Here is a 25,998-nt window from a genome sequence, read left to right as displayed (position 1 = left end):
TCGAACTACTGGCAGCGGCCGCGCCAATGCCTGAGTTGCCGGCAAGACACGCCAGCTTGACCGTGCGACGACGCGTCGCGATTTCCCTTGCGTCAGAATCACGACAGATTAAAAGCCGCTCCCCAACCGCAACCAACGGGTCGGCAGCGCGTATCTCCTCCGGCGTCAGTATCCGCCGGCCACGCTGAAGGTCGCAGGAGGTTCAGATGAAGTCCCATCCCCCGATCGGCCAGACGCCGCTCGACATGATCCGCCCGGTGCTCTGGATGGCCGCGCTGGCCTTCGCCGCCGGCTTCGGCGGCTATCTGATGCTGGGCCTGCGGGCCATCCACCCGGCCGTTTAGTTAGACGCCCGTAGAGCCGAACCCGCCGGCGCCGCGATCCGTGGCGTCCAGGTCGTCGACCTCGACCAGCGACCATTGTGGGGCCGCCGCGATCACGCCCTGGGCGATACGGTCGCCGCGACGGATCGTGAAGTCCTCTTCGCCCAGATTGATCAGCAGAACGCAGACCTGGCCGCGATAGTCGCTGTCGACGGTGCCCGGGGCGTTGACCACCGTGACGCCGTTCTTGAAGGCCAGGCCCGAGCGCGGGCGGACCTGCATTTCGTAGCCGTCGGGAACCGCCACCGAGAAGCCCGTCGGGGCCATACAGCGCGAACCGGGCTTCAGCACGATCGGTTCGTCCTCCGGCACGTGGGCCCTAAGATCGAAGCCCGCCGCGCCCGCGGTGGCGTAGGCCGGAACCGGCAGGTCGGCATTGCCTTCCCAACGCTTGAAGCGGATGGCGAGACCGGCGGGGATGGCGGACATGCGGGCGGTTCCTGGGAGAGCGTGGCAGCCGAAAGTGTGTGCGGTTTCGGCGTTCGCCACGCTCTCGATGTTAGAGTGAGCCTATCCGTAGGATAGGCGCGGGAAAGGTCGGCCCGGCTTTAGCTGATTTGCGTCCCGTCAGGCCAGAGTCTCAGGCCGTCGGGGTATCAGGCGAGCGCCTGGGCGATCCGTAGGGCGATCTGGGCCGCCACCTGGTCCTTGGCCGCTCGGTCCCAGCGCTCGGTCCCTTCCTTGGTGATCAGCAGCACGGCGTTCTCGCCGCCGCCCATCACGCCCGGTTCGGTCACGTCGTTGGCGATGATCCAATCACATCCCTTGCGGGCCAGCTTAGCGCGGGCGTGCGCCTCGACATGGTCGGTCTCGGCCGCGAAGCCGACAACCAGCTTGGGTCGTTGCGGACCGGTGGCCGAGAGGGTGGCGAGGATATCGGGGTTCTCGACGAAGGTCAGTGCCGGCGGTCCGCCCTTTTCCTTCTTCAGCTTGGTTCCGAAGGCCTCGTCCACGCGCCAGTCGGCGACGGCGGCCACGAACACGCCGACGTCGACGGGCAAGGCGGCCTGGCTGGCGGCCAGCATCTGGCGGGCGGTCTCGACATCGACCCGCTTGACCCCGACCGGCGTCGGCTGGGCGACGGGACCGGCCACCAGGGTGACCTCCGCGCCAAGCCTGGCCAGGGCCTCGGCGATCGCGAAGCCCTGCTTGCCGCTGGAGCGGTTGGTGATGCCGCGCACCGGGTCGATCGGCTCGAAGGTCGGGCCGGCGGTGACCAGGGCGCGTTTTCCCGCCAGCGGCCGGGCGGCCGAACCTTCCAGCATCGCCATGATCGCCGCGAAGATCTCTTCCGGTTCGGCCAGGCGTCCCGGTCCGAACTCGCCGCAGGCCATGGCGCCTTCATCGGGGCCGACAAAGGTCACGCCATCGGCTTTCAGGGTGGCGATATTGCGCTGGGTGGCCGGGTGCAGCCACATCCGCACGTTCATGGCCGGGACCATCAGGACCGGCTTGTCGGTGGCCAGCAGTGTGGTCGAGGCGAGATCCCCGGCCAGGCCTTGAGCCGCCTTGGCGATCAGGTCGGCCGTCGCGGGGGACACGACGATCAGGTCGGCCGAGCGCGACAGCTCGATGTGACCCATCTCGTGCTCGTCGGTCAGGGAGAACAGCTCCTGATAGACCTTGTCCTCGGCCAGCGCCGCCAGGGACAGCGGCGTCAAGAACTCGGCGCCGGCCTTGGTCAGGATCGGCCGCACGCCGATCCCGGCCTTGCGCAGCAGGCGGGTCAGCAGCAGCGCCTTGTAGGCCGCTACCCCGCCGCCGACGATCAGAAGAACCCGCTTCCCGCTCACGTCGCGCTCCGCATCCACGTCAATCTCGTCCGTTGCACATGCCCACCCTCGGCCCAAAGCGCCAGAGGCAATTCGAGCGGCGATCACAGGGCGAAGATAAGGACTCGACTCTCGTTCCGCTTTCGTTCAGTAATCGTATAGATAGAGCTACGGGGCAGATACGATCATGAAGGTTGTGCGACATATCTCGGCGGGCGTCGTGGCCGCGCTCGGCCTGATGAGCCTTTCGGCCTGCGATAGCGGGGCGTCGGCGGTCAAGGCTCCCAAGGCGGGCGAGCGCGCCAGCGTCGCGGCGGGGTCTCCGGCCGAGACCGCCGACGGCGGCAGAGGCGAGGGCGTCCGGCGCGCCGATCCGCGCGACGCGCCGGTCAAGCTGGTGGCCGGCAAGCCGTACTGGGCCGCCAACCGCACCCGTACGGCGGAGGAAAACGCCGAGCGCTCGTTCCAGAGCAACGGCAAGACCTTCGACGCCAGGTCGACCGACGACTATGTCGCCAAGGTCCACGCCTTCGTCAGCGACCCGCCCAAGGGGGCCGAAACGCTCAAGCGCGCGAACGGCGACCTGCTGATCTACGACCCGAAGGGCAATGTCTTCGCGGTGGTGTCGCGCGAAGGCGCGCCGCGCACGATGTTCAAGCCGGACGAGGGTGCGGCCTACTGGGACGAACAGAAGACCCGCGAGGCGCGCCGCGCTTCGGCGGCTAAGCGGCGGGAAGCGGCGGAGGGGTAGGGCTACCGGGCCAGCAGCAGGCCCGTCACGAACGCCGCGCCCGCCGTCGCCGCGCCGACCAGGAACCACAGCAGGGGCCAGGTCTGGTCGCGCTCGACCTTGACCGGGACCGTCGCCGGCGGGGCCTCGGCCAGGCGGGCCAGGGCGCGGATGGCGCGCAGGGCTTCCTCGGCGAAGTCGCGGGCCTTGGCGGCGGGGGAGAGTTCGCGGCCAATCCAGCGGCGGACCACCGGGTCGGCGGCGGCCCACAGGTCGTGGGTCGGGTCGATGCGGCGGGCGACGCCCTCGACCGTGACCATGGTCTTCTGCAGGAGCACCAGCTCCGGCCGCAGCGCCATGTCGAACAGGGCGGTGATCTCGAACAGCTGCGCCAGCAGCCGGCCCATCGAGACCTCGCGGGCGTTGCGGCCGAACACCGGCTCGCCGACGGCGCGCAGGGCCTGGGCGAAGGCGTCCATGTCCTGGTGGGCGGGGACATAGCCGGCGTCAAAATGGATCTTGGCCACCCGCGCATAGTCGCGGTTCAGGAAGCCGTAGAGGATTTCGGCCAGGTAGCGGCGCTCGCCAGGACCCAGGCGGCCAACGATGCCGTAGTCCACGGCGACCACCTCGGCCGGCGCGGCGACGAACAGGTTGCCCTCGTGCAGGTCGGCGTGGAACAGGCCGTGGTCCAGGGCCTGGGCCAGGAACCCGCGGGTGACGTTCTCGGCCAGGGCCTTGCGGTCCAGGCCGGGCAGGTCCAGCGAGGCTGGATCGGACAGCGGAACGCCCTGCGCCCAGGTCAGGGTCAGGACCCGCTTGCCCACGCCCTCCCAGCAGACCAGCGGCGCGCGCATATAGGGATCGACCGCCATGGCCTCGCCCAGCTCGGCGCAGCCGGCGGCCTCGAAGCGCAGGTCCATCTCCAGGTCCAGCGACCGGATCACCACCTCCACGAACTCGGTCGGGCGCAGGCGGCGCGCGGCGGGGGCTAGTTTCTCGGCCAGGCGCGCGGCCAAGCGCAGCACGGCGCTGTCTTGGGCGACCTGGCGCTCGACGCCGGGCCGGAGCACCTTCACCGCGACCTCGCGGCCGTCCAGCAGGGTGGCCGGATGGGCCTGGGCCAAGGAGGCGGCGGCGACCGGCTCGCCGATCTCCTGGTAGACCTCGCTCAGCGGCTTGCCGAGGTTGCGGACGATCTCGGCCTTGGCCGTTTCCAGCGGGAACGGGGCCAGCCGGTCCTTCAGGTGCGACAGGTCCTCGGCGAAGGCGGTCCCGAAGATGTCGGCCCGCGTCGACAGGAACTGGCCCATCTTGATCGCCGCCGGACCCTGCTTTTCCAGCACCCGCGCCAGGCGCTCGCCCGGCCGGCCGCGCTTGGCCGCGCCGCCGGCGAACAGGCGCAGTGCGCGCGCCGCCAGCTTGGCGGACGGCGGCAGCTGCGGCTCGACCTCGCGGGGGATCAGGGCGTCGGCCCGGACCAGGGCCCAGCCCGCACCGGTCAGGCGCCAAAAGGCGGAAAGGCTCGTCACAGGCCTAGAGCGCCCAGCCCTGGTGCAGGGCCGCGACGCCGCCGGTGAAGTTGGTGAAGGTCACCCGCTTGAAGCCGGCGTTTTCCATCATGCCGGCGAAGGTCCGCTGGTCCGGGAAGCGGCGGATGCTCTCGACCAGGTACTGATAGGCCTCGCGGTCCTTGGCCACCCACTCGCCGACCTGTGGGATGACCTTGAAGCTGTAGGCGTCATAGGCCTTGGCCAGCGCCTCGGTCACAGGACGCGAGAACTCCAGGCACAGGAAGCGACCGCCCGGCTTCAGCACCCGGCGCGCCTCCCGCAGGGCCGCGTCGATGTCGGTGACGTTGCGGATGCCGAACGAGATGACATAGGCGTTGGCGTAGTTGTCCGGCAGCGGCAGGCGTTGGGCGTCGCCGACGGTCCAGGTTATCTCCGGTTCGCCGCCGCGCTCGATGCCGGCCATGATCATCTCGGCATTGTAGTCGACGATGTTGATCGTCGCGTCGGGGCCGCCGCGCCGTTCTTGGGCGCTGCGGGCCATCTTGGCGAAGCGGCGGGCCATGTCGCCAGTGCCGCCGGCGCAGTCGATGATCACCTCGCCGGGCTGCGGGTTGAGGCGCGCGGCCACGGCGTCCTTCCAGAGCCGGTGTACGCCGCCGCTCATCAGGTCGTTCATGATGTCGTAGTTCTTGGCGACGCGGTCGAACACGCCGCGAACCATCCCGGCCTTCAGCGAGGCGTCGACGTCCTTGAACCCGAAGCTGGCGGAGGTGTTGCTCATGACGTCCTTGGGCCGCGCTCTTACTATATGAACGTCCGCTATTAGCTTGCGCCTCGCGCCGCGTCATCGCCTTAAGGAATGATCCTTGCCCGAATTGCCCGAAGTCGAGACCGTGCGACGCGGTCTCGAGCCCGTCCTGGCCGGCGCGCGCCTGGCTCGTGTTCGCGCCAACCGGCCTGACCTGCGCTTTCCGCTGCCGGAGGGCTTCGTCCAGCGGCTGACCGGCGCGAAGATCCTGCGCCTTGATCGCCGCGCCAAATATATCCTGGCCCCGCTAGACCGGGGCGACACCCTGGTGATGCATCTGGGCATGACCGGCCGCTTCGAGATCGCCGCGCCCGAAGGAACCGTGCGTCCCGGCGATTTCGCCCGCGAGGTCAAGCCGGACGACAAGCACGCCCACGTCGTCTTCGAGACCGAAGAGGGCGCGACGGTCACCTATTATGACCCGCGCCGGTTCGGCTTCATGGACCTGATCCCGACCGACCGCGTCAGCCTCCATCCCTGGTTCGCCACCATGGGTCCCGAGCCGCTGGGCGAGCGCTTCGACGCCAAGACGCTGGAAAAGGCCTTCGCCAACCGCAAGCAGGGACCCAAGACCCTGCTGCTGGACCAGAAGACTGTCGCTGGCCTGGGCAATATCTATGTCTGTGAGGCGCTGCACCGATCGCGCATCTCGCCGTTCAAGCCGTCGGGCGGGATCGCGAAGAAACGGCTCGGCCCGTTGACCACGGCGATCAAGGAGGTCCTGGCCGAGGCGGTCGAGGTCGGGGGCTCGACCCTCAAGGACTTCGCCGCCGCCGACGGCGCGCTGGGCTATTTCCAGCACCGCTTCCGTGTCTATGACCGCGAAGGCGAGCCGTGCCCGACGCCGGGCTGCCAGGGCGTTATCGACCGCCAGGTCCAGGCGGGAAGGTCGACCTTCTTCTGCCCGATCTGCCAGGTGTGAGGGGGCGGCGCGCCGCTTGAGCGTCCGGGAAAGAGTCGCCGCGGCCTGTCCGAGGGCTCCCCAACGCCGCCCGCCTCTCTATAAATGCAGTGTTCAAGCAGGAGACCCGCGATGGCCGAGTACCAGACCCTGATCGTCGAGGCGCCCGACGCCGCGCCGGGCGTGACCTTGATCCGGCTGAACCGGCCCGAGGCCCTGAATGCGCTGAACACCCAGCTGCTGGGCGAGCTGGCCCAGGCGCTGCTGGCGGCGGAGGCCGACGATAGTGTGGGCTGCATCGTCCTGACCGGCTCGGCTAAGGCCTTCGCGGCCGGCGCCGACATCAAGGAGATGTCGGACAAGACATACGCCCAGATGTTCAAGGCCGACTTCTTCACAGCCGGGGCCCGCGCGGTCGAGCAGTGCCGCAAGCCGATCATCGCCGCCGTCGCCGGCTACGCCCTGGGCGGCGGCTGCGAGCTGGCGATGATGTGCGACTTCATCCTGGCGGCCGACACCGCGAAGTTCGGCCAGCCCGAGATCACTCTGGGCGTCGCGCCCGGCATCGGCGGCACCCAGCGCCTGACCCGCTTCGTCGGCAAGTCCAAGGCCATGGACATGATCCTGACCGGCCGGATGATGGGCGCCGAGGAGGCGGAGCGCTCGGGCCTCGTGTCGCGGATCTTCCCGGCCGACGCGCTGATCCACGAGGTCCTGGCGGTCGCCGCCAAGATCGCCGCCCAGTCGCCGCTGGCCGTGGCCATGAATAAGGAACTGGTCGAGGCGGCCTATGAGACGACCCTGACGACGGGTGTGGCGCTGGAGCGGCGCCTGTTCCATTCGCTGTTCGCCTTCGAAGATCAGAAAGAAGGCATGGCCGCCTTCGTCGAGAAGCGAAAGCCGGCATTCAAGGGCGCGTGACCTGTCGCGCGTTCTTTTCCGCGTGAGCGTCGCCGGAACCGGGTTCCAGTTCCGGCTGTCACGCTTGCGAAACGATTGCGTCAGGATGGCCCGCAGGAATCCGCCTGTGGACCGTTGACCCCGGCCTGTGCTTCCCGTATATCCGCGCGCTCTATTTTCCCTGCTTCGCGGCCGCCCGCGTGGCTGTCCGTTTGAAGGTCCGACCTAATGGCCAATAATCCCGGCGCCAAGAAAGCGATCCGCAAGATCGCTCGCCGCACCGAAGTCAACACCGCCCGTCGCTCGCGCGTGCGCACCTTCCTGCGCAAGTTCGACGACGCCATCGCCAAGGGCGATGTGGCCGTCGCCAAGACCGCTTTCGTGGAGGCTCAATCGGAGCTGATGCGCGCGGTTTCGAAGGGCGTGGTTCACCCCAATACGGGCTCGCGCAAAGTGTCGCGCCTGGCCGCGCGTCTGAAGAAGCTGGATAAGGCCGCGGCCTAGTCCAACTTCTGGACGAACTATGTTCGTCCAATGAATTCAAGTATTTACAAAAGCCGATCAGGTCCGCCTGGTCGGCTTTTGCTTTGATTCCAATGCTCTATTCCTGTCGTTGCAATCTGTGATCTGAGCACCTGTCCTAGCTATTCCCTTGCCGGGCGAGGGGCTCTCGCGAGTCAACAGAAATATCCGAACTCGGACGCAAGTTTTCCGTTTGACCGGCCCCCTCCGGTGGCTAGTTTAAGCGTCTCAGCGCTTCTCCAGTCTTGGAAAAAACGAGGCGGCGGCGGACCCATTGAGTCCGCCGGGTAAGAACCTGTGTGCGCTGAGCGAACCGGCCGTACGCCATGGGGGGCGGGCGGCAGGAATGGTAGCGGCGGTTGTTTTTGTGCAAGGCGGTGGACGAATGACGATGAAGGGCGGGGTGGCCAGCCAGGACTTCTCGACAGCGATCGCGGCGGCGGTAGAGCCGGCGGCGAGCGTGTGGTCGAAGGTTTGCACGGCTCTGAAACGCGAGCTTGGCGATGCGGCCTTCGGGTCATGGATCGCTCCCGCGGTTCTGCGCGAGGCCGCGGCCGGCGATGTCGTCCTGGTCACGTCGACGGGCATCGCCCGCGACTGGATCCGTCGTAGCGCCTGGCGCCGCATTGGCGAGCTTTGGGCCGCCAACGATCCGACCGGGCGTCGCATCGACCTGAAGTCGCGCCTTGAGTTCGAAGCGGCGCTGGCCGGCAACGGCGGCGCCTATGTCGAGGCCGCGCCCAAGGCCGCGGCCGCCGAACCCATAGAGATCGTCCTGCCGGTGTCGACCGACGCCCCGGCGATCATGGCCCCCATCACCAAGTCGACCCGCACCCAGGGTCTGCAAGAGCGCTTCACCTTCGAGACCTTCGTCCCGGGTCCGGCCAACGAGTTCGCCCACGCCGTGGCGCGCCGGATCGCCAACTGGGCCGATGGCCACTTCAACCCCGTGCTCTTCCATGGCCCCTACGGCTTCGGCAAGACCCACCTGCTGAACGCCCTGGCCTGGGAAGCCATGCGCAACGCGCCGGAAAAGCGCGTGGTCTATCTGACCGCCGAGCGCTTTCTGTCGACCTTCGTGCGCGCCCTGATGGATCGCCAGACGGCCGCCTTCAAGGAAGAGCTGCGCGCCGCCGACCTGCTGATCATCGACGACGTGCATTTCATCGCCGGCAAGCAGTCGACCCAGGAAGAGCTGTTCCACACCCTGACCGCCCTGGTCGGCGAAGGCGGCCGCGTCGTTTTCTCGGCCGATCGTCCGCCGTCGGCCATGACCGAGATGGACGCCCACCTGCGCTCGCACCTGTCGGCGGGCCTGGTCTGCGGCCTGGAGCCGGCCGACCGCAACCTGCGCCTGGGCATCCTGGAACGTAAGATCCAGACCCTGGCCGTGGCCCACGGCTTCGAGCCGACCATGCGCCCGGACGTGTTGCAGTTCCTGGCCGACCGCTTTACCGACAGCGTCCGCGAGCTGGAAGGCGCGCTGAACACCCTGTCGGCCCGCGCAGGCGAAGGCCTGTCGCGCATGACCCTGGACGAGGTGCAGGCGATCCTGCGTCCGCATCTGCGGTCGGGTGAGAAGCGCATCACCATCGACGACATCCAGAAGGCGACGTCCGACCACTACGGCATGAAGCAGGCCGACCTGCTCAGCGAACGTCGCAACCGCGCCGTGGCCCGTCCGCGTCAGGCCGCCATGTGGCTGGCCAAGCAACTGACGACCCGTTCGCTGCCGGATATCGGCCGCCGCTTCGGTGGTCGCGACCACACCACGGTGCTCCACGCCGTGCGCCGCATCGAGGCCCTGCGCGCCGAGGACAGCACCCTGAACCACGACCTGGAAGTGATTACCCGCAAGCTGCGCGGCTGATCCGACGTCAGCTCGTCGCCGACAAGAAGGCCGCTCCGAAGGGGGCGGCCTTTTTCGTGTCCGGACCCTTCAAGAAATAGACAGTTGAAATGCGACACTGAAGTGTCAGTATCTCGGCATGACCGACGATCCGCTCCGCTATACGGCTCGGGATCTCGCCGCCTTGTGCGAGGTCTCCGAGCGCACCGTCCGCTACTATGTCGCCGAGGGCCTTCTGCCCCCGCCGGCCGCGCGGGGGCGCGGGGCCAATTTCGATGACGGCCACCTGACCCGGCTGCGGCTCATTCGGGCCATGCAGCAGGCCGGCAACGATCTGGAGACGATCGGCGACTATCTGCGCGAGCTGGAGGCCGAGCTGGCCGGGCGTCCAGAGGGCTTCGAGAGCGCGCTGGCCGTCTGGACCGGGCGGACCGAACGACTTGAGATCGAGCAGCGCTTCCGTTCCCGCTGGAACGTGCCTGAACCGGTGCACCGGTATCGCGTGGCGCCGGGTGTCGAGGTGCTGATCGCGAGCGTTGGCGGGCCGCCGCGGTCGCGGCTGCAGGCGGCGCTGAAGGCCATGCGCGACGCGCTGGAGGACGAGGACGCCTAAGGGAGCCGCGCCCGGCGCAGAGTCAGGTTGATCCGGCCGCCGCCCGGGACGAGGCCCGATGAACCGACCAGGATCCGGTCCACGCCATGGAAGGCCAGTCTTGCAGGCCCCGACAACCGGCAGACATCGCCCGAGCCCAGCCGCAGGCTCCGTGTCGGATCCTTGCGGTTGGTCCCGCCGATCCGGAACACCGCCGTGTCGCCCAGCGAGATGGACAGCACTGGAAAGGCCGGGTCGGCCTCGTCCCGATCCTGGTGAAGGCCCATGCGCGCCTCGCCGCGATAGAGGTTCACCAGGCAGGAATCCGGCGGGGTCTCGGCATCGCCCAGCGTCGTCCAGAGATCCAGCAGCGCGAGCGGCATGGCCGGCCAGGCCTGGTCCGTGACCGGATGGCGTTCGGCGTAGCGGTATCCGGTCTTGTCGCTGGTCCAGCCCAGCGGTCCGAAGGCGGTCATGGCCACGCTCATCGCCTTGCCATAGGCCGTGTCGTAGTGCGCGAAAGGCGCGGTCTGGGCGGCGTCCATCACCGCGTCGACCAGGGCGCGCCGCGCCGAGAGGTCCAGCAGGCCGGGCCAGAGGTCGAAACCGGGAACGACGGTGAGGGGTTGAAACATTACTGAAATTTAAGACGCGCCATAGGGATGGAAGGTGTTGGTTTGCGCCTCCGGCGAGGGGGCCGGACTATTTTTCCATATCAGGACCGTACATGCGCCGTCTTATGTCCTCCGCGGCCGTCGCCGTGATTTTGTTCGCCGCCGGCAGCGTGTCCGCCGCGACCGCCGCGAAAGCCCAAGCCAAGCCGAAGCCGGCGGCCGTCTCTGCCCATGCCGGGAGCAAGGGCGCGACCTTCGCCTCTGTGACGACCCAGCTGCCGCGCGACGTTCGACCGACGCACTACGACCTGTCGTTCACGCCCGACGCCGAGAAGATGGCCTTCTCCGCCAGCGTCAAGATCGCCATCGAGGTGGTCGAGCCGACCGCGACCGTGACCCTGCAGGCGGCGGACCTAGCCTTCTCCAAGGCCGAGATCGCTGGCCTGGGCGCGGCGAAGGTCAAGGTCGACGACGACGCCCAGACCGCCAGCTTCACGTTCGCCAAGCCTCTTCCGAAGGGCAAGTACGTTCTGGCCCTCGACTATACGGGCAAGATCTACACCCAGGCCGCCGGCCTGTTCGCGCTCGACTACGAGACCGAGACCGGCAAGAAGCGCGCGATCTACACCCAGTTCGAGAACTCCGACGCCCGCCGCTTCATCCCCTCGTGGGACGAACCGTTCTACAAGGCGACGTATAGCGTCGAGGCGACGATCCCGACCGGTCAGATGGCCCTGGGCAACATGCCGATCGCGTCCTCGAAGGACCTTGGCGGCGGCAAGACCCTGGTCAAGTTCGCGACCTCGCCGAAGATGTCGACCTACCTGCTGTTCTTCGGTCTGGGCGAGTTCGACCGCGCCTCGGTCAAGGCCGCTGGCGCCGACGTCGGCGTGGTCACCAAGAAGGGCGACACCCCCAAGGCGCGGTTCGCCCTGAAGGCGGCCGCCGACATCCTGCCGTGGTACAACGACTATTTCGGCACGCCGTACCCGCTGCCGGTGCTGGACAACATCGCCGCCCCGGGCCGCAGCCAGTTCTTCAGCGCCATGGAGAACTGGGGGGCGATCTTCTACTTCGAATACGCCCTGCTGCTGGACCCGAAGATCTCCACCGAGAGCGACAAGCAGAACGTCTTCACCACCGTCGCCCACGAGATGGCCCACCAGTGGTTCGGCGACCTGGTCACCATGGCCTGGTGGGACGATCTGTGGCTGAACGAGGGCTTCGCCTCGTGGATGGAGGGCCGGGCGACCGAGCACTTCCACCCGGAATGGAACGCCAACCTGAACGCCGTGGGCGGCCGCGAATACGCCATGAGCCTGGACGCCCTGTCGACCACCCACCCGGTGGTGCAGCACGTGACCACCGTCGAGCAGGCCAGCCAGGCCTTCGACGGCATTACCTACCAGAAGGGCGAGGCCGTCATCCGCATGCTGGAAAGCTATGTGGGTCACGACGCCTGGCGTGACGGCGTGCGCGCCTACATGAAGAAGCACGCCCACGGCAACACGGTCAGCGATGACCTGTGGTCGTCGGTCGAAGGCGCGGCCAAGAAGCCGATCACCGCCATCGCCCATGACTTCACCCTGCAGCCGGGTGTGCCGCTGATCACCGTGGACGCGGCGACCTGCGCGGCCGGCAAGACCACGCTGACCTTGACGCAAGGCGAGTTCAGCAAGGACATGCCGGTCAAGAAGCCGCTTCTGTGGCGCGTGCCGGTCACCGTCAAGGCTATCGGCGGTGGCGAAGCCAAGACCCTGGTCACCGGCGGCAAGGGCGCGGTCACGGTCGACGGCTGCGGCCCGGTCGTGGTCAATGCGGGCCAGAACGGCTACTTCCGCACCCAGTACGGCGCCGAGCGCTTCGGCGGCATCGTCCAGAACTTCGCCAAGCTGCCGGCGATCGACCAGTTGGGCGTGATGAGCGACGCCTGGTCGATGGGCCTGGCCGGCTATCAGCCCGCCACCGACTTCCTCGAGCTGGCCAAGGCCACCCCGGCCGACGCCGACCCGCAGGTGTTCTCGAAGATCGCCGGCGTCTATTCGGGCATCGACAACTATTACGAAGGCATGCCGGCCGAGCGCGCCGCGTTCCGCAAGCTGGCCGTCGCCAAGCTGCGGCCGCTGCTGGCCAAGGTCGGCTGGACCGCACAGGCGGGCGAGCCCGACAGCACCGCCATCCTGCGCGGCGAGCTGATCGGCACGCTGGGGGGTCTGGGTGATCCGGAGGTGGTGGCCGAGGCCACGCGTCGGTTCAACGCCGACAAGACCGACCCGTCGGCGATCCCCGGTCCGGTGCGCAAGACCATCCTCAGCGTGGTGGCCCGTCACGCCGACGCCGCCACCTGGGACGCCATCCACGCCCAGGCCCTGGCCGAGAAGACCCCGCTGATCCGCGCCCAGCTGTTCTCGCTGCTGGCCTCGGCCGAGGACGAGACCCTGGCCAGGAAGGCTCTGGAGCTGGCCCTGACGCCGGAGCCGGGCGAGACCATGTCCAGCTCGATGATCTCGCGCGTGGCCGGCGGTCACCCGGACATGACCTTCGACTGGGCCGTGGCCCACAAGGACGCGGTCAACGCCAAGGTCGATTCCACCTCCCGCACCCGGTTCATTCCCGGCCTCGGCGCCAGCTCGTCGAACCCGGCCATGGCGGAAAAGATCAAGGCCTGGGCCGCGGCCAATCTGGCCGAGGGATCGCGCAAGGAAGCCGACAAGGCCGCCGCCTCGGTGTTGAACCGCGCCAAGATCCGCGAGGAACGCCTGCCGGCCATCACCGCCTGGGTCGGCAAGAACGGCTAAACGCTGGATAACGCGTTATATTTATTGGCCGCACTCGAAAGGGTGCGGCCATTTTTCTTGCCCAAAACGCCAGATTCCCCCTCGCCGCATGGGGTTATGGCCTTGCGCCCCGTCCCCTATCCCCCATATCCGGCTTCGAAGCGGGGTTGACGGGCTCGTCAACTTCGCACAACGCATTTCGCCCCCTCGGTTTTCGTCGACGGGACGGGATGTGGAACCAACCGTAGAGCGTACGAACCCATCGGGGACGGGAACGAGAAAAACCGGGGCGCTTCCGAGAAGGCCCTCGTCACCACCGTCCGCCTAAAGGAGCGAACAGGTACCAAAATGAGCAAGATTATCGGCATCGACCTGGGCACCACGAACTCGTGCGTGGCCATCATGGACGGCAAGAATCCGAAGGTGATCGAGAACGCCGAAGGCGCTCGTACGACCCCGTCGGTCGTCGCCTTCATGGAAGATGGCGAACGCCTGGTTGGTCAGCCGGCCAAACGTCAGGCCGTGACCAACCCGACCAACACGCTGTTCGCGATCAAGCGCCTGATCGGCCGCTCCGCCAGCGACCCGGTGGTCGAGAAGGACAAGGGCATGGTGCCCTACGAGATCGTCAAGGGCCCGACCGGCGACGCCTGGGTCAAGGCCCAGGGCAAGGACTACAGCCCGCAGGAAGTGTCGGCCTTCATCCTGCAGAAGATGAAGGAAGCCGCCGAAGCTCACCTCGGTGAGCCCGTGACCAAGGCGGTCATCACCGTTCCGGCCTATTTCAACGACGCCCAGCGTCAGGCGACCAAGGACGCCGGCAAGATCGCCGGCCTGGAAGTCCTGCGCATCATCAATGAGCCGACCGCCGCGGCCCTGGCCTATGGCCTGGACAAGAACGACGGCAAGAAGATCGCCGTCTACGACCTGGGCGGCGGCACCTTCGACGTGTCGATCCTGGAAATCGGCGATGGCGTCTTCGAGGTGAAGTCGACCAACGGCGACACCTTCCTGGGCGGCGAGGACTTCGACCTTCGGATCGTCGACTACCTGGCCGACGAGTTCAAGAAGGAGCAGGGCGTCGACCTGCGGAAGGACAAGCTGGCCCTCCAGCGCCTGCGCGAGGAAGCCGAAAAGGCCAAGAAGGAGCTGTCCTCGACGGCTCAGTACGAGGTCAACCTGCCGTTCATCAGCATGAACGCCTCGGGCCCGCTGCACCTGAACATCAAGCTGTCGCGCGCCAAGCTGGAAGCCCTGGTCGACGACCTGATCGCCCGCACCATCGGTCCGTGCGAACAGGCCCTCAAGGACGCCGGCCTGAAGAAGAGCGACATCGACGAAGTGATCCTGGTCGGCGGCATGAGCCGCATGCCCAAGGTCCAGCAGGCGGTGCAGGACTTCTTCGGCCGTGAACCCCACAAGGGCGTGAACCCCGATGAAGTCGTGGCGCTGGGCGCGGCCGTCCAGGCCGGCGTGCTGCAAGGCGACGTGAAGGACGTACTGCTGCTGGACGTGACCCCCCTGACCCTGGGCATCGAGACCCTGGGCGGTGTGTTCACCCCGCTGATCGAACGCAACACCACGATCCCGACCAAGCGCTCGCAGACCTTCTCGACCGCCGACGACAACCAGTCGGCCGTGACGATCCGCGTGTTCCAGGGCGAACGCCCGATGGCCGTCGACAACAAGGTGCTGGGCCAGTTCGACCTGGTCGGCATTCCGCCGGCGCCGCGTGGCGTCCCGCAGATCGAGGTCACCTTCGACATCGACGCCAACGGCATCGTGCAGGTTCACGCCAAGGACAAGGCGACGAACAAGGAGCACTCGATCCGCATCCAGGCCAACGGCGGCCTGAGCGACGCGGACATCGAGCGCATGGTCAAGGAAGCCGAGGCCAACAAGGCCGCGGACGAGACCAAGAAGAAACTGGTCGAGGCCAAGAACCAGGGCGAGGCGATCCTGCACTCGACCGAGAAGGCCCTGGCCGAGCACGGCGACAAGGTCGGCGCGCCTGAAAAGACCGCGATCGAGACCGGCATCACCGAGCTGAAGACGGCTTTGGAAGGCGAAGACGTCGAGGCCATCCAGGCCAAGACCCAGGCGCTGATCCAGGCGTCGATGAAGCTGGGCGAGGCGATGTACGCTTCGCAGCAAGGGGCCGAAGGCGCTGATGGCGCCGAGGCCGCGGACGATGGCGTCGTCGACGCCGAGTTCGAAGAAGTCGACGACAACAAGCCGGCGAACTAACCGCCATGCGCGCGCCGCGGAACATCAGCGATAGCCTTGTTCCGCGGCCGCGACCTCTTGCCGCTTCGCCCGAGGACGCCTTGCGCCGGGCCGCGTGCTATCCAACCTCTTCCTTCATCAACGCCACTTTCGTGGGCCTTTTGGGCGCCAGACGCTGATTATGCGCGACTATTACGAAATCCTCGGCGTGACCAAGACCATCGATGACGCTGGTCTGAAGTCCGCGTTCCGCAAGCTGGCGATGGAACATCACCCCGACCGTAACGGCGGCTGCGAAAACGCCACCGGGCGCTTCAAGGAAATCAACGAGGCCTATTCGGTCCTCTCCGATCCGCAGAAGCGCGCGGCCTATGACCGCTTCGGCCACGCCGGGGTCAACGGGCAGGGCGGCGGCGCGGGCGGCTTCGGCGGCCAGGGCTTCGACGCCGGCGACATCTTCAACGATGTGTTCGGTGATGTGTTCGGCGAGATGTTCGGGGGCGGTCGTCGCCAGTCGAACGGTCCCCAGCGGGGCCAGGACCTGCGCTACGACCTGGAGATCGCCCTGGAGCAGGCCTATGCCGGCGCCGAGGTCGAGATCAAGGTGCCCGCCGCCATGACCTGCGAGGTCTGCGAGGGCTCCGGCGCCAAGCCCGGCACCAACCCCACTGTCTGCGGCACCTGCGGCGGCGCCGGCCGGGTCCGCGCCACCCAAGGCTTCTTCGCGGTCGAGCGCGGCTGCCCGCGCTGCGGCGGCTCGGGCCGTCTGGTCCTGGATCCCTGCGCCAACTGCCACGGCCACGGCCAGGTGCGTCGCGAGCGCATCCTGTCGGTCCGCATCCCGGCCGGCGTCGACGACGGCGCCCGGATCCGTCTGGCGGGCGAGGGCGACGCGGGCGCGCGCGGCGGTCCGCGCGGCGACCTCTACATCTTCCTGTCGGTGATCCCGCACGAGCTGTTCGAGCGTGATGGCCTGGACCTGCTGTGCACCGTGCCGGTGCCGATGACCACGGCGGCTCTGGGCGGCGAGATCGAGGCCCCCTGCCTGCTGGGCGGCGAGACCTGCGATGGCGAGTGCAAGATCACCGTCACCGTCCCCGAAGGCTCGCAGACCGGCAAGACCGTCCGCCTCAAGGGCAAGGGCATGCCGTCCCTGCGCAGCCGCCAGCGCGGCGACCTGGTGGTCGAGCTGTTCGTCGAAACCCCGACCCACCTGTCCGCGCGCCAGAAGGAACTGATCCGCGAACTGGCCGGCCTGTGCGGCGAGAAACAGAACCCCAAGTCCGCCAACTTCGTCGGCAAGGCCAAGAGGTTCTGGGAAGAGGTCACGGGGAACTAGGGCTTTTCCGCTGATCCTTTGGCCGCGCGGTTGTTGTAGCGGCCTAGCGCCCAGATCATCATCACCAGCAAGACTGTCGCGACCGACACAAGGCCAGCGCCGAACTGAGTCATGAACCGGGCATCTTCGGCCTCGCTCGGCCGTATCATGACGTTCAACTTCGGGACGTCGAAGACCAGCGGCACCGTTACGTCGGCGGGCGGGGCGTTCGGGTCATCGGGTGGGATCATCCTGAACTTGGGCGCGATTTTCAGGGCCGCCTCGCCGAAGTGTTCGCCGGGCGGGCTCTCTTCCTTGATCACGCAGGCGTTCAGGCGCCCGTCGGCCATCACTTTGCAGGTGATCGTCGCCTTACCGGAGATGTCGTTGCGCGCGGCGTGGGCCGGATAGAACGCCGCCAGGTCATCGCCGGACGGCTTCTCCATCCAGTCAGGCTTGTAGGGTCCCATGACGGCGGGACGAGGCGGAGGTGGCTGGGCCGGCGCGGCGGTGCTCATGGGGCCAAGCTCAACCGGACGTCGATATGTTCGTCAAGGATGCTCGGAAGTCCCGAGCATGGCCTTCCATCCCCGTATTTCCTTAACGCCGCCCCTTAACGCCACCCGCGACGCTCTGTAGTTTCGGGCGTCATGAACGCCCACGCCACGCCGACTCCTGCCCACCTGCTCGACCCCACTGGCGCGACGCCGGTGATGCAGCAGTTCTTCGAGATGAAGGCGCGGCAGCCCGATGCGTTGATCTTCTTCCGCATGGGCGATTTCTACGAGCTGTTCTTCGACGACGCCTACAAGGCCGCCGCCGCGCTCGGCATCAGCCAGACGTTCCGGGGAACCCACAACGGTCAGCCGATCCCGATGGCCGGCGTGCCCCAGCACGCGGCCGAGGCCTATCTGTCCAAGCTGATCCGCATGGGCTTCAAGGTCGCCGTCTGCGAGCAGATGGAAGACCCGGCCGAGGCCAAGAAGCGCGGCTCCAAGTCGGTGGTCCGCCGCGACATCGTCCGCGTGGTCACGCCCGGCACCCTGACCGAGGATGGCCTGCTGGACGCGCGCGGCGCCAACCGCCTGGCCGCCGTCGCCATCCGCGCGGGCCAGGCGGCGGTGGCCTCGGTCGAGCTGTCGACCGGCGAGGTCGAGGTGTTCGCCGTGGCCAAGGAGGCCGTCGCCCCGATCCTGGCGGCCCTGGCCCCGTCCGAGACACTGGTCGCCGACCGCCTGCTGTCCGACGACGCCCTGTCTCAGACCCTGAAGATCTGCGGCGGCCTGGTGCAGCCGATGCCTTCGGCGCTGTCGGAGCCGCAGGCTTCGGAAGCGCGGGTCAAGCGCCTCTACGGCGTCGACACCTTGGACGGCTTTGGCGGGCTGACCCCCGCCGAGATCGGAGCCCTGGGCCTGATCGCCGCCCACCTGGAAATGACCCAGGCCGGCAAGCTGCCGGCCCTGCGGGCGCCGCGTCGCGCGGCGGAAGCGGACGTGATGGCCATCGATCCGGCCACGCGCGGCAGTCTGGAGATCGATCGCACCCAGACGGGTGGCCGCGATGGCTCGCTGCTGGCGGTGATCGACCGCACCGTGACGTCGGGAGGGGCGCGGATGCTGGCCTCGCGTCTGGCCCGGCCGCTGCTGGACGTCGGCGCCATCGACCAGCGCCTGGACGCCGTCGCCTGGTTCGTCGAGCACCGCCCGCTGCGCCAGCGCCTGCGCGAGGTGCTGAAGGGGTCGGGCGACATGGCCCGCGCGCTGTCCCGTCTGGCGCTCGGTCGGGGCGGGCCGCGTGATCTGGGGTGCCTGCGCGACACCCTGAAGTGCGGCGAGCGCCTGGCCGGCATGGCCGGTGGCGCTCCCGATCCGCTGTCCCCGCCGCCGTTCGAGCTGGAGCACGCCTTCAAGGCGCTGACCCCGTCGCTGCACGAGGGCCTGTCGCAATTTCTGAACACGCTGGAGCAGGGCCTGGGTCCCGACCTGCCGGCCCTGGCCCGCGACGGCGGCTTCGTCGCCGCCGGTATCCGGCCCGAGCTGGACCAGGCGCGGGGCCTGCGCGACGACAGCCGCAAGGTGATCATCGCCCTGGAAGCCCAGCTGATGGCCGAGAGCGGCGTGCCGCTGAAGATCCGCCACAACGGCGTGCTCGGCTATTTCGTCGAGGCCACGGCCGGCAAGGCCGACCCGCTGTTCCAGCCGCCGCTGAACGCGACCTTCATCCACCGCCAGACCCTGGCCAACCAGGTGCGCTTCACCACGGTGGAGTTGGCCGACCTGGACGCCCGCATCGCCCAGGCCGCCGAACGGGCCCTGGCCATGGAGGTCGCCGCGTTCGAGGAGTGGCGCGAACAGGCCCGCGCCCATGCCGACGCCATCCAGATCGCCGCCGAGGCCCTGGCGCGCCTGGACGTGGCCTCCAGCCTCGCCGAATGGGCCGAGGACTCCGGCGCGGTGCGGCCGATCGTCGATATGTCCTACGCCTTCGACGCCAAGGGCGCGCGCCACCCGGTGGTGGAGGCCGCCGTCAAACGGGCTGGCGATCCCTACACCCCCAACGACTGCTGTCTGGACGCCTCGGGCGAGACCGGCGCGCGGCTGTCGATCGTCACCGGCCCGAATATGGCCGGTAAGTCGACCTTCCTGCGCCAGAACGCCCTGCTGGCGATCCTGGCCCAGTCCGGCTGCTACGTGCCCGCCGCCAGCTTCCGCCTGGGCGTCGTCGACCGCCTGTTCAGCCGCGTCGGCGCCGGCGACGACCTGGCGCGCGGCCGCTCGACCTTCATGATGGAGATGGTCGAGACCGCCGCCATCCTGACCCAGGCCGGGCCGCGCAGCCTGGTGATCCTGGACGAGATCGGCCGGGGCACGGCCACCTATGACGGTCTGGCCATCGCCTGGGCCTGCGCCGAGGCCCTGCACGACACCAACAAGAGCCGCGCCCTGTTCGCCACGCACTATCACGAACTGGCGACCCTGGAGGAGCGGATGGCGCACGTCTCCAACCTCTCCCTGCGGGCCAAGGAGTGGAACGGTGACCTCGTCTTCCTGCACGAGGCCGCGCCGGGTCCGGCCGATCGCTCCTACGGTGTCCAGGTGGCCAAGCTGGCCGGCGTGCCGACCCCGGTGGTGATCCGCGCCCGCGAGGTGCTGGATCGCCTGGAGAGCAAGGACCAGTCGCCAGCCAAGCTGGACGACCTGCCGCTGTTCGCCGCCAGCCAGGCCGTCGTCCAGGCGCCCGCCAAAGCGGCGCCGAGCCTCGTCGAGGACTCCCTGGCTGATCTCGACGTTGACGGCATGAGCCCGCGCGAGGCCTTGGAGGCGCTCTATCGTCTTAAGGGTCTGCTCAGGGCCTAGAGAGTAACCATATCTCCATCATGCCCCGTCGCCTTCGCCCCACCCGCCTGGAACACGTCGTCGACGGGCACGCGCTGCGCGCGCGTCTGTCCGCAGCCGCCCTCGACGCCATCGGCAACGAGGTCGAACAGCGCGCGCGGGCCATCGACATCCTCAAGCAGGCGCTGTTTCGCGGCCGGATGATCGCCAAGGAACGGTTGGAAAACGGCGCCAGCGGCGTCGAGACCGCCCGCCTGATCAGCGGGGTCACCGACGAGGTGATCACCGCCCTCTATGACTTCACGACAGTCCACGTCTTCCGGGCCCGCAACCCGACCGAGGGCGAGCGCCTGTGCCTGCTGGCCGTCGGCGGCTATGGCCGGGGCACCCTGGCTCCGTTCTCGGACATCGATCTGCTATTCCTGCGGCCCTACAAGCAGACGCCGCACGCCGAGAGCGTGATCGAGTTCATGCTCTATGCGCTGTGGGACCTGGGCTTCAAGGTCGGCCACGCCTCGCGGACCATCGAGGAGTGCGTGCGCCTCTCGAAGGAAGACTTCACGATCCGCACCTCGATCCTGGAGGCTCGCCGCCTGACCGGCGACGAGCGCCTGGCCGCTGAGCTCAAGCGCCGTTACCGCGACGACGTGATGAAGGGCACGGGCGCCCAGTTCGTCGCCGCCAAGCTTAAGGAGCGCGATGACCGGCAGGCCCGGGCCGGGACCAGCCGCTACATGGTCGAACCCAACGTCAAGGAGGGCAAGGGCGGCCTGCGCGATCTCCACACCCTGATGTGGATCGCCGAATATCTGCACCCGGTCGACCGCCCGGAGGACGTCTTCAAGATGGAGGTGTTCTCGACGCGCGAGACAAAGGCCTTCATCCGCGCCTTCGACTTCCTGCACGCGGTGCGCGCCCACCTGCACTTCACGACGGGCCGGCCCGAGGAGCGGCTGACCTTCGATCTGCAGCCGGAAATCGCCCGCCGCATGGGCTATGGCGACCGGGGCGACGCGCCGGCGGTCGAGCGGTTCATGCGCCGCTACTTCCTGATCGCCAAGGAGGTCGGGGCCCTGACCCGCGCCTTCTCGGCCAAGTTGGAAGCCGAGCATTTCAAGAACGAGCCCAAGGGCATCTCGCGGTTCCTGCCGGGCGGCCGTCCCAAGCGCAAGGCCTTGGACGTCGAGGGCTTCTTCGAGGACAACGGTCGCCTGAACATCGACGGACCGGCGGTCTTCGAGGCCGATCCGGTCAACCTTATCCGCCTGTTCAAGATCGCCGACGAGCGCGACCTCGACCTGCATCCGGACGCCTTCACGGCGGTGACCCGAAGCCTGTCGTTGATCACCTCCAAGGTGCGTCGCGCTCCCGAGGCCTGCCGGGCGTTCCTGGATCTGCTGGCGCGCGGCAAGCGCAGCTATCGCACCCTGACCCTGATGAACGACGCCGGGGTCCTGGGCCGCTTCGTGCCGGAGTTCGGCCGGATCGTGGCCCAGATGCAGTTCAACATGTACCACTCGTACACCGTGGACGAGCACACCCTGCGGGCCGTCGGGCTGATCGGCGACATGGCCGCCGGCCGGCTGGTTGACGACCATCCGCTGGCCGTCTCGATCATGCCGCTGATCGAGGACCGCGAGGCCCTGTTCCTGGCCATGTTGCTGCATGACACCGGCAAGGGCGGGGTCGGCGGCCAGGAGAAGGCCGGCGCCCGCGCCGCCCGAAGCGCCTGCGAGCGGATGGGCGTGGACCGCACCAAGGTCGAGCTCGTCGCCTGGCTGGTCGAGAACCACCTCGTCATGAGCGACTTCGCCCAGAAGCGGGACGTCGCCGACCCCGGCACCGTCGCCGCCTTCGCGCGCATCGTCGAGAACCCCGAGCGCCTGCGCCTCTTGCTGGTCATCACCGTCGCCGACATCCGCGCCGTCGGGCCGGGGGTCTGGAACGGCTGGAAGGGCCAGCTGCTGCGCGAGCTCTACAACGCCACCGAGGCGGTGTTCCGCGGCGGACGCGGCAGCGACGCCGCCGCCAATGTCCTGCGCCACCAGGAGAGCCTGGCAGAGGCCGCCCGCGCCACGCTGCTGGAGATCGATCCGGCCGCCAAGGGCTGGGTGTCGGCGATGGAAAACGCCTATTTCAGCGCCTTCCCGCAGGACGAGCTGTTCGAGCACGCCGCCTTGGCCCGTCGCGCCGCCATCCAGGGCGGGGCCGCCGCCGAGGGCCGGGTGCAGCCCAATCAGAACGCCGCCGAGATCGTGGTCGCCGCCAAGGACCGTCGCGGCCTTTTCGCCGACCTCGCCATGGCTATCTCGGCCCTGGGCGGCAATGTCGTGGGCGCCCGGGTCTTCACCTCCCGTCAGGGTCAGGCCTTGGACGTCTTTTACGTCCAGGACGTGACCGGCGCGCCGTTCGGCTGTGAGAACCCCCGCGCCCTGCGCCGCCTGGCCGACGCGCTGGAAGCCGCCGGCAAGGGCGAGCCGCTGGGCGTCGAGCCGCGCCGGGGCTCTGAACAGTCCCGCGCCGCCGCCTTCTCGATCGCGCCAACCGTGACGGTCGACAACGAGGCCTCCAACGACGCCACGGTGGTCGAGGCCTCTGGCCGCGACCGGCCGGGACTGCTGCACGCCCTGGCCAAGACCCTGGCCGACAACGGCCTCTCCATCCAGTCGGCCCATATCGACGGCTATGGCGAGCGGGCGGTCGACGCCTTCTACGTCCAGACGCAGGAAGGCGGAAAGCTGACCGAGACGCGCAAGGTCAATGCCGTCAAGGCCGACCTGCTGGCGGCCCTGGAGGAGAACGAGGCCACCGCGCCGGCCGCCCGCCTGGGCCTGAAGCGCGCGCGGGCCAGCGTGGCGCGGTAGGGGCGTCTTGCCGCCGTCACGGATAGCGGCCTAGACTCTGTCCGCAACCGGGGAAGAGACATGAAGCCGCCTATCAAGCGCCTGGCCGACCTCAAGCCCGCGTCGACCGCCGAGACCTATGCCCGACCCACGCCGAAGGTGGCGCGGCGTCAGACCGCCAAGGTGCTGACGCCCGCGGAAAAGGCGGCCTTCCTGGCCTCGCGCCCGGACCTGTCGTCGAAGTCCTGATCGACATCGCCGGGCCGGCTGCTTAGACCTTTCCATAGGTTGAGTGCGGGGCGAGCATGGCAAACAAGATATCGGCGAGCGTGGCAAAGGCCGAGACGGCCGAGGCCTGGGCTCTCTGGGATAAGCTCAGGCGTCTGTTCCCTGCCTGGAACTTGTTCCTGGAGGCGTTCTACACGCCCGGCGCCTGGGGCTATATGGGCGTCGACTTCCTCAACGGCTTTCGCCGTAACCCCTCGACGGTGAAAGCCTTCGCGCTGCTGGACGGGGTCGACGACGCCACGTTCGACGCCCTGTCGGCCCTGGCCAGCCTGAACGCCCGTCGTCACGACCAGATGGTGCGGGCGGTGGTGGTGTTTTACCTGACCGTACCCTTGACCATCGCGGCCATCATGGCGGACCTGGCGGGCGACAGCATGTTGAGCTTCATTCGCGAGCACAGCACCGTGGCGATCCAGGTCGCGGCGGGGGTCACCCTGGGCCCGATCTCGTACCTCCAAGGCCAATGGCGCTCGCGCCAGATCCTCGGCGTGCTGGACCTGATCCGCATCGAACGCGGCCAGACGCCGTTCACGGCGCTAGAGCCGCGGGAAGAGTAGGGGCCGCGCGCTAACTGGGCTTGGGTGGGAGAGCGAGACCGGACTGGACTTCCAGCGTTTGGAAGCCTAGACACCCCGCCTTTCGATTTTCCCCGCGACCGGCGTTCGATCCGCCGGCCGGGCCACAAGGATTCCGCGCCATGAAGCGCCTCTCGGGCCCCAAAAAGGCCGAAACCAAGAAGGCCTCCCCGACGGGCCCTTCGCAACGCCAGCTCCGCGCCGGCGAACTGATCCGCCACGCCCTGGTCGATGTCTTCCGGGAGGAAGGCCTGGCCGACCCGGTGCTGGTCAACGTCTCGTTCACGGTGTCGGAAGTGCGGATGAGCCCCGACCTGCGGCACGCCGTCTGCTTCGTCGAACCCCTGGGCGCCGGCTTGAAGGGCGAGGCTGGCCGCGGGGATGAGGACATCAAGGAGGTCATGAAGGCGCTGAACCGGGGGGCCAGCTTCCTGCGCGGGCGCCTGGGCAAGGTGATCGACATGAAGTTCACGCCGGACCTCAAGTTCATCCACGACGAGAGCTTCGGCGCCGCCGCCTATATGGACCGCCTTTTCGACGACCCGCGCGTGCAGCAGGACACCCGCACCCTGGCGGACGTCCAGGGCGACGATGACGACCAAGGGGGCGAGGCCTAAGCATGGCGCGCCGCAAGAAGGGCGACGCCGTCTCGGGCTGGATCTGCCTGGACAAGCCCTATGACTTGACCTCGACCTCGGCCGTCAGCCGGGTGCGCCGCGCCTTCAACGCCCAGAAGGGCGGCCACGCGGGTACGCTGGACCCCCTGGCCACGGGGATCTTGCCCATCGCCCTGGGTGAGGCGACCAAGACGGTTCCGTTCCTGATGGACGCCGACAAGGCCTATCGCTTCACGATCGCCTGGGGCCGCGACACCACGACCCTGGACCGCGAGGGCGAGACGACGGGAACCTCCGACGTCCGGCCGACCCGGGAGCAGGTTGAAGCCGCCTTGCCGGTCTTCATCGGCGAGGTCGACCAAGTCCCGCCGAACTTCTCGGCCATCAAGGTCGACGGCGAGCGCGCCTATGACCTGGCCCGCGACGGCGTGGAATTCGAGCTGCCGACCCGCAAGGTCAACATCTTCGACCTGAAGGTTGTCGAGCAAGCCGACGCCGACCACGTCACCCTGGAGATGGAATGCGGCAAGGGCACCTATGTCCGGGCCGTGGTCCGGGATCTCGCCAAGGCGTTGGGAACCTGCGGTCACGTCGCCGAGCTGCGCCGGACGCGGGTGGGCGGGTTCGCCGAGGCGACCGCGATATCGCTGGAAACCCTTGAGAATTTGAGCTATGAGGCCCGGCTGTCGGAGGCATTGCTTCCGGTCGAGACCGCGCTGGACGACATCCCGGCGTTGGCCGTGACCGATGAAGACGCCTTCCGACTTGCACAGGGACGCGCCATCGTCCTGCTCCCAAGGCAGGTAGAAACGCTGAAAGCCGAGCTCACGCCCGGCGATCGCACCGTTTCCGCCATCTCGGGCGACAGGTTGGTGGCCCTGTGCGAGATGCGCGCCGGAAAGCTCAATCCGGTGCGGGTCTTCCAACTCACCTGAGCGGAGACAACCCGATGTCGATCACCATCGAGCGCAAAGCCGCTCTCATCGCCGAACACGCCCGCACCACTGGCGACACCGGCAGCGCTGAAGTCCAGGTCGCGATCCTCTCGGAACGCATCTCGAACCTGACCGAGCACTTCAAGACGCACAAGAAGGACAATCACAGCCGTCGTGGCCTGCTGAAGCTGGTTTCCCAGCGTCGCCGGCTTCTCGACCACCTGAAGAAGTCCGACGCCGGTCGCTATCAGGCCCTGATCGAAAAGCTGGGTCTGCGTCGCTAAGGCACAATTCGGCCGCTCTGCTTTTGTAGAGCGGCCGAATGCTTTTCTGAAGCGCGACAGTCGAAACGGGTTGGCCCAAAGTGGTTTCCGGCTTCGATATTCGTCACGCGACAAGTCTAAGCCTTCGTTTCGAGACAGGCCGAAACGAAAGGTTGCCGCGGATCCGCTGTATGCGCGATCCGAACACGTAGGCCGGAGATCACGATCTTCGGACG

23 protein-coding genes are annotated in these 25,998 nt (G+C 68.0%); 17 read left to right on the top strand and 6 right to left on the bottom strand.

Translation table 11 applies throughout. The annotated features are described in order from the left end of the window. Positions 1 to 206: 206 nt before the first annotated feature. Positions 207 to 344 carry a hypothetical protein gene (locus tag ACW175_RS23890; RefSeq protein ID WP_492102391.1) on the top strand — a complete coding sequence of 46 codons (138 nt, stop codon included), beginning with the start codon at positions 207 to 209 and terminating at the stop codon, positions 342 to 344. Here ACW175_RS23890 and dut read toward each other — a convergent pair whose 3' ends face one another. Both dut and coaBC read right to left on the bottom strand, forming a co-directional pair. Beyond that, positions 345 to 812 (bottom strand): dUTP diphosphatase, encoded by a 468-nt coding sequence (dut, locus tag ACW175_RS23885; protein ID WP_492102390.1) that lies wholly within the window; start codon positions 810 to 812, stop codon positions 345 to 347. Positions 813 to 979: 167 nt separating this feature from the next. Further along, on the bottom strand, positions 980 to 2,176 hold the full coding sequence (coaBC, locus tag ACW175_RS23880; RefSeq protein ID WP_492102389.1) for a bifunctional phosphopantothenoylcysteine decarboxylase/phosphopantothenate--cysteine ligase CoaBC: 1,197 nt from the start codon (positions 2,174 to 2,176) through the stop codon (positions 980 to 982). A 166-nt stretch (positions 2,177 to 2,342) separates the two neighbouring features. Between coaBC and ACW175_RS23875 the strand changes: the two genes are divergently transcribed. Continuing rightward, positions 2,343 to 2,906, top strand: coding sequence for a hypothetical protein (locus ACW175_RS23875; RefSeq protein WP_492102388.1), 564 nt, complete (start codon positions 2,343 to 2,345; stop codon positions 2,904 to 2,906). A gap of 2 nt (positions 2,907 to 2,908) precedes the next feature. On the opposite strand, the gene ubiB is transcribed toward ACW175_RS23875, so the two are convergent. Further along, positions 2,909 to 4,417, bottom strand: coding sequence for a 2-polyprenylphenol 6-hydroxylase (gene ubiB / locus ACW175_RS23870; RefSeq protein WP_492102387.1), 1,509 nt, complete (start codon positions 4,415 to 4,417; stop codon positions 2,909 to 2,911). Between the two features lie 4 nt (positions 4,418 to 4,421). Continuing rightward, on the bottom strand, positions 4,422 to 5,180 hold the full coding sequence (locus tag ACW175_RS23865) for a class I SAM-dependent methyltransferase (RefSeq protein WP_099582000.1): 759 nt from the start codon (positions 5,178 to 5,180) through the stop codon (positions 4,422 to 4,424). Between the two features lie 85 nt (positions 5,181 to 5,265). Between ACW175_RS23865 and mutM the strand changes: the two genes are divergently transcribed. The 5 genes from mutM to ACW175_RS23840 all read left to right on the top strand — a co-directional run bounded on the left by mutM (position 5,266) and on the right by ACW175_RS23840 (position 9,992). Then, complete coding sequence (gene mutM, locus ACW175_RS23860; protein WP_492102386.1) at positions 5,266 to 6,129, top strand: bifunctional DNA-formamidopyrimidine glycosylase/DNA-(apurinic or apyrimidinic site) lyase; 864 nt, start codon at positions 5,266 to 5,268, stop codon at positions 6,127 to 6,129. 111 nt (positions 6,130 to 6,240) lie between these two features. Continuing rightward, the gene (locus ACW175_RS23855; RefSeq protein WP_492102385.1) at positions 6,241 to 7,029 is read left to right on the top strand and encodes an enoyl-CoA hydratase; all 789 of its coding nucleotides are present in this window, start codon (positions 6,241 to 6,243) and stop codon (positions 7,027 to 7,029) included. Between the two features lie 207 nt (positions 7,030 to 7,236). Beyond that, positions 7,237 to 7,512, top strand: a complete 276-nt coding sequence (gene rpsT, locus ACW175_RS23850; protein ID WP_492102384.1) for a 30S ribosomal protein S20 — start codon at positions 7,237 to 7,239, stop codon at positions 7,510 to 7,512. Positions 7,513 to 7,915: 403 nt separating this feature from the next. Next, on the top strand, positions 7,916 to 9,400 hold the full coding sequence (gene dnaA, locus ACW175_RS23845; protein WP_492102383.1) for a chromosomal replication initiator protein DnaA: 1,485 nt from the start codon (positions 7,916 to 7,918) through the stop codon (positions 9,398 to 9,400). 118 nt (positions 9,401 to 9,518) lie between these two features. Beyond that, complete coding sequence (locus ACW175_RS23840; RefSeq protein ID WP_492102382.1) at positions 9,519 to 9,992, top strand: MerR family transcriptional regulator; 474 nt, start codon at positions 9,519 to 9,521, stop codon at positions 9,990 to 9,992. On the opposite strand, the gene ACW175_RS23835 is transcribed toward ACW175_RS23840, so the two are convergent. Continuing rightward, positions 9,989 to 10,606, bottom strand: a complete 618-nt coding sequence (locus ACW175_RS23835) for an alpha-ketoglutarate-dependent dioxygenase AlkB (RefSeq protein ID WP_492102381.1) — start codon at positions 10,604 to 10,606, stop codon at positions 9,989 to 9,991. The genes ACW175_RS23840 and ACW175_RS23835 overlap by 4 nt on opposite strands. A gap of 92 nt (positions 10,607 to 10,698) precedes the next feature. On the opposite strand from ACW175_RS23835, the gene ACW175_RS23830 reads away from it, so the two are divergent. The 3 genes from ACW175_RS23830 (at position 10,699) to dnaJ (ending at position 16,927) form a co-directional block, all read left to right on the top strand. Then, on the top strand, positions 10,699 to 13,383 hold the full coding sequence (locus ACW175_RS23830; protein ID WP_492102380.1) for a M1 family metallopeptidase: 2,685 nt from the start codon (positions 10,699 to 10,701) through the stop codon (positions 13,381 to 13,383). Positions 13,384 to 13,710: 327 nt separating this feature from the next. After that, positions 13,711 to 15,609: a molecular chaperone DnaK gene (dnaK, locus tag ACW175_RS23825; RefSeq protein WP_492102379.1), complete on the top strand. Its 1,899-nt coding sequence runs from the start codon at positions 13,711 to 13,713 to the stop codon at positions 15,607 to 15,609. 160 nt (positions 15,610 to 15,769) lie between these two features. Beyond that, positions 15,770 to 16,927, top strand: coding sequence for a molecular chaperone DnaJ (gene dnaJ, locus ACW175_RS23820; RefSeq protein ID WP_492102378.1), 1,158 nt, complete (start codon positions 15,770 to 15,772; stop codon positions 16,925 to 16,927). Here dnaJ and ACW175_RS23815 read toward each other — a convergent pair. Next, positions 16,924 to 17,424, bottom strand: coding sequence for a TonB family protein (locus ACW175_RS23815; protein WP_492102377.1), 501 nt, complete (start codon positions 17,422 to 17,424; stop codon positions 16,924 to 16,926). The genes dnaJ and ACW175_RS23815 overlap by 4 nt on opposite strands. Positions 17,425 to 17,556: 132 nt before the next feature. Here ACW175_RS23815 and mutS point away from each other — a divergent pair, with 132 nt between their 5' ends. From mutS to rpsO, 7 genes are all read left to right on the top strand, one after another. Then, positions 17,557 to 20,262: a DNA mismatch repair protein MutS gene (mutS, locus tag ACW175_RS23810; RefSeq protein WP_492102376.1), complete on the top strand. Its 2,706-nt coding sequence runs from the start codon at positions 17,557 to 17,559 to the stop codon at positions 20,260 to 20,262. Between the two features lie 20 nt (positions 20,263 to 20,282). Next, positions 20,283 to 23,105 carry a [protein-PII] uridylyltransferase gene (locus tag ACW175_RS23805; RefSeq protein WP_492102375.1) on the top strand — a complete coding sequence of 941 codons (2,823 nt, stop codon included), beginning with the start codon at positions 20,283 to 20,285 and terminating at the stop codon, positions 23,103 to 23,105. A gap of 60 nt (positions 23,106 to 23,165) precedes the next feature. Continuing rightward, positions 23,166 to 23,333 (top strand): hypothetical protein, encoded by a 168-nt coding sequence (locus ACW175_RS23800; RefSeq protein ID WP_199170684.1) that lies wholly within the window; start codon positions 23,166 to 23,168, stop codon positions 23,331 to 23,333. A gap of 56 nt (positions 23,334 to 23,389) precedes the next feature. Further along, the gene (locus ACW175_RS23795) at positions 23,390 to 23,929 is read left to right on the top strand and encodes a hypothetical protein (RefSeq protein ID WP_492102374.1); all 540 of its coding nucleotides are present in this window, start codon (positions 23,390 to 23,392) and stop codon (positions 23,927 to 23,929) included. Positions 23,930 to 24,069: 140 nt separating this feature from the next. Further along, on the top strand, positions 24,070 to 24,564 hold the full coding sequence (gene rbfA, locus ACW175_RS23790) for a 30S ribosome-binding factor RbfA (RefSeq protein ID WP_492102373.1): 495 nt from the start codon (positions 24,070 to 24,072) through the stop codon (positions 24,562 to 24,564). A 2-nt stretch (positions 24,565 to 24,566) separates the two neighbouring features. Beyond that, a complete protein-coding gene (gene truB / locus ACW175_RS23785) occupies positions 24,567 to 25,499 on the top strand; it encodes a tRNA pseudouridine(55) synthase TruB (protein WP_492102372.1) in 933 nt (310 codons plus the stop codon). Between the two features lie 14 nt (positions 25,500 to 25,513). Further along, positions 25,514 to 25,783 (top strand): 30S ribosomal protein S15, encoded by a 270-nt coding sequence (gene rpsO / locus ACW175_RS23780; protein ID WP_099581985.1) that lies wholly within the window; start codon positions 25,514 to 25,516, stop codon positions 25,781 to 25,783. Positions 25,784 to 25,998: the final 215 nt, after the last annotated feature.

This window comes from Caulobacter sp. FV1ye6ST (assembly GCF_058681225.1).
Note: the sequence above shows the minus strand (reverse complement) of the source record. Positions and strands in the feature narration are given on the sequence as shown.

What these genes read in the sequence shown, in the direction of transcription:
- ACW175_RS23890 (WP_492102391.1), top strand. Translation starts at nt 207, where the DNA reads ATGAAGTCCCATCCCCCGATCGGCCAGACGCCGCTCGACATGATCCGC.
- dut (WP_492102390.1), bottom strand. Translation starts at nt 812, where the DNA reads ATGTCCGCCATCCCCGCCGGTCTCGCCATCCGCTTCAAGCGTTGGGAA.
- ACW175_RS23875 (WP_492102388.1), top strand. Translation starts at nt 2,343, where the DNA reads ATGAAGGTTGTGCGACATATCTCGGCGGGCGTCGTGGCCGCGCTCGGC.
- ACW175_RS23865 (WP_099582000.1), bottom strand. Translation starts at nt 5,180, where the DNA reads ATGAGCAACACCTCCGCCAGCTTCGGGTTCAAGGACGTCGACGCCTCG.
- ACW175_RS23855 (WP_492102385.1), top strand. Translation starts at nt 6,241, where the DNA reads ATGGCCGAGTACCAGACCCTGATCGTCGAGGCGCCCGACGCCGCGCCG.
- rpsT (WP_492102384.1), top strand. Translation starts at nt 7,237, where the DNA reads ATGGCCAATAATCCCGGCGCCAAGAAAGCGATCCGCAAGATCGCTCGC.
- dnaA (WP_492102383.1), top strand. Translation starts at nt 7,916, where the DNA reads ATGACGATGAAGGGCGGGGTGGCCAGCCAGGACTTCTCGACAGCGATC.
- ACW175_RS23840 (WP_492102382.1), top strand. Translation starts at nt 9,519, where the DNA reads ATGACCGACGATCCGCTCCGCTATACGGCTCGGGATCTCGCCGCCTTG.
- ACW175_RS23835 (WP_492102381.1), bottom strand. Translation starts at nt 10,606, where the DNA reads ATGTTTCAACCCCTCACCGTCGTTCCCGGTTTCGACCTCTGGCCCGGC.
- ACW175_RS23830 (WP_492102380.1), top strand. Translation starts at nt 10,699, where the DNA reads ATGCGCCGTCTTATGTCCTCCGCGGCCGTCGCCGTGATTTTGTTCGCC.
- dnaK (WP_492102379.1), top strand. Translation starts at nt 13,711, where the DNA reads ATGAGCAAGATTATCGGCATCGACCTGGGCACCACGAACTCGTGCGTG.
- dnaJ (WP_492102378.1), top strand. Translation starts at nt 15,770, where the DNA reads ATGCGCGACTATTACGAAATCCTCGGCGTGACCAAGACCATCGATGAC.
- ACW175_RS23815 (WP_492102377.1), bottom strand. Translation starts at nt 17,424, where the DNA reads ATGAGCACCGCCGCGCCGGCCCAGCCACCTCCGCCTCGTCCCGCCGTC.
- mutS (WP_492102376.1), top strand. Translation starts at nt 17,557, where the DNA reads ATGAACGCCCACGCCACGCCGACTCCTGCCCACCTGCTCGACCCCACT.
- ACW175_RS23805 (WP_492102375.1), top strand. Translation starts at nt 20,283, where the DNA reads ATGCCCCGTCGCCTTCGCCCCACCCGCCTGGAACACGTCGTCGACGGG.
- ACW175_RS23800 (WP_199170684.1), top strand. Translation starts at nt 23,166, where the DNA reads ATGAAGCCGCCTATCAAGCGCCTGGCCGACCTCAAGCCCGCGTCGACC.
- ACW175_RS23795 (WP_492102374.1), top strand. Translation starts at nt 23,390, where the DNA reads ATGGCAAACAAGATATCGGCGAGCGTGGCAAAGGCCGAGACGGCCGAG.
- rbfA (WP_492102373.1), top strand. Translation starts at nt 24,070, where the DNA reads ATGAAGCGCCTCTCGGGCCCCAAAAAGGCCGAAACCAAGAAGGCCTCC.
- truB (WP_492102372.1), top strand. Translation starts at nt 24,567, where the DNA reads ATGGCGCGCCGCAAGAAGGGCGACGCCGTCTCGGGCTGGATCTGCCTG.
- rpsO (WP_099581985.1), top strand. Translation starts at nt 25,514, where the DNA reads ATGTCGATCACCATCGAGCGCAAAGCCGCTCTCATCGCCGAACACGCC.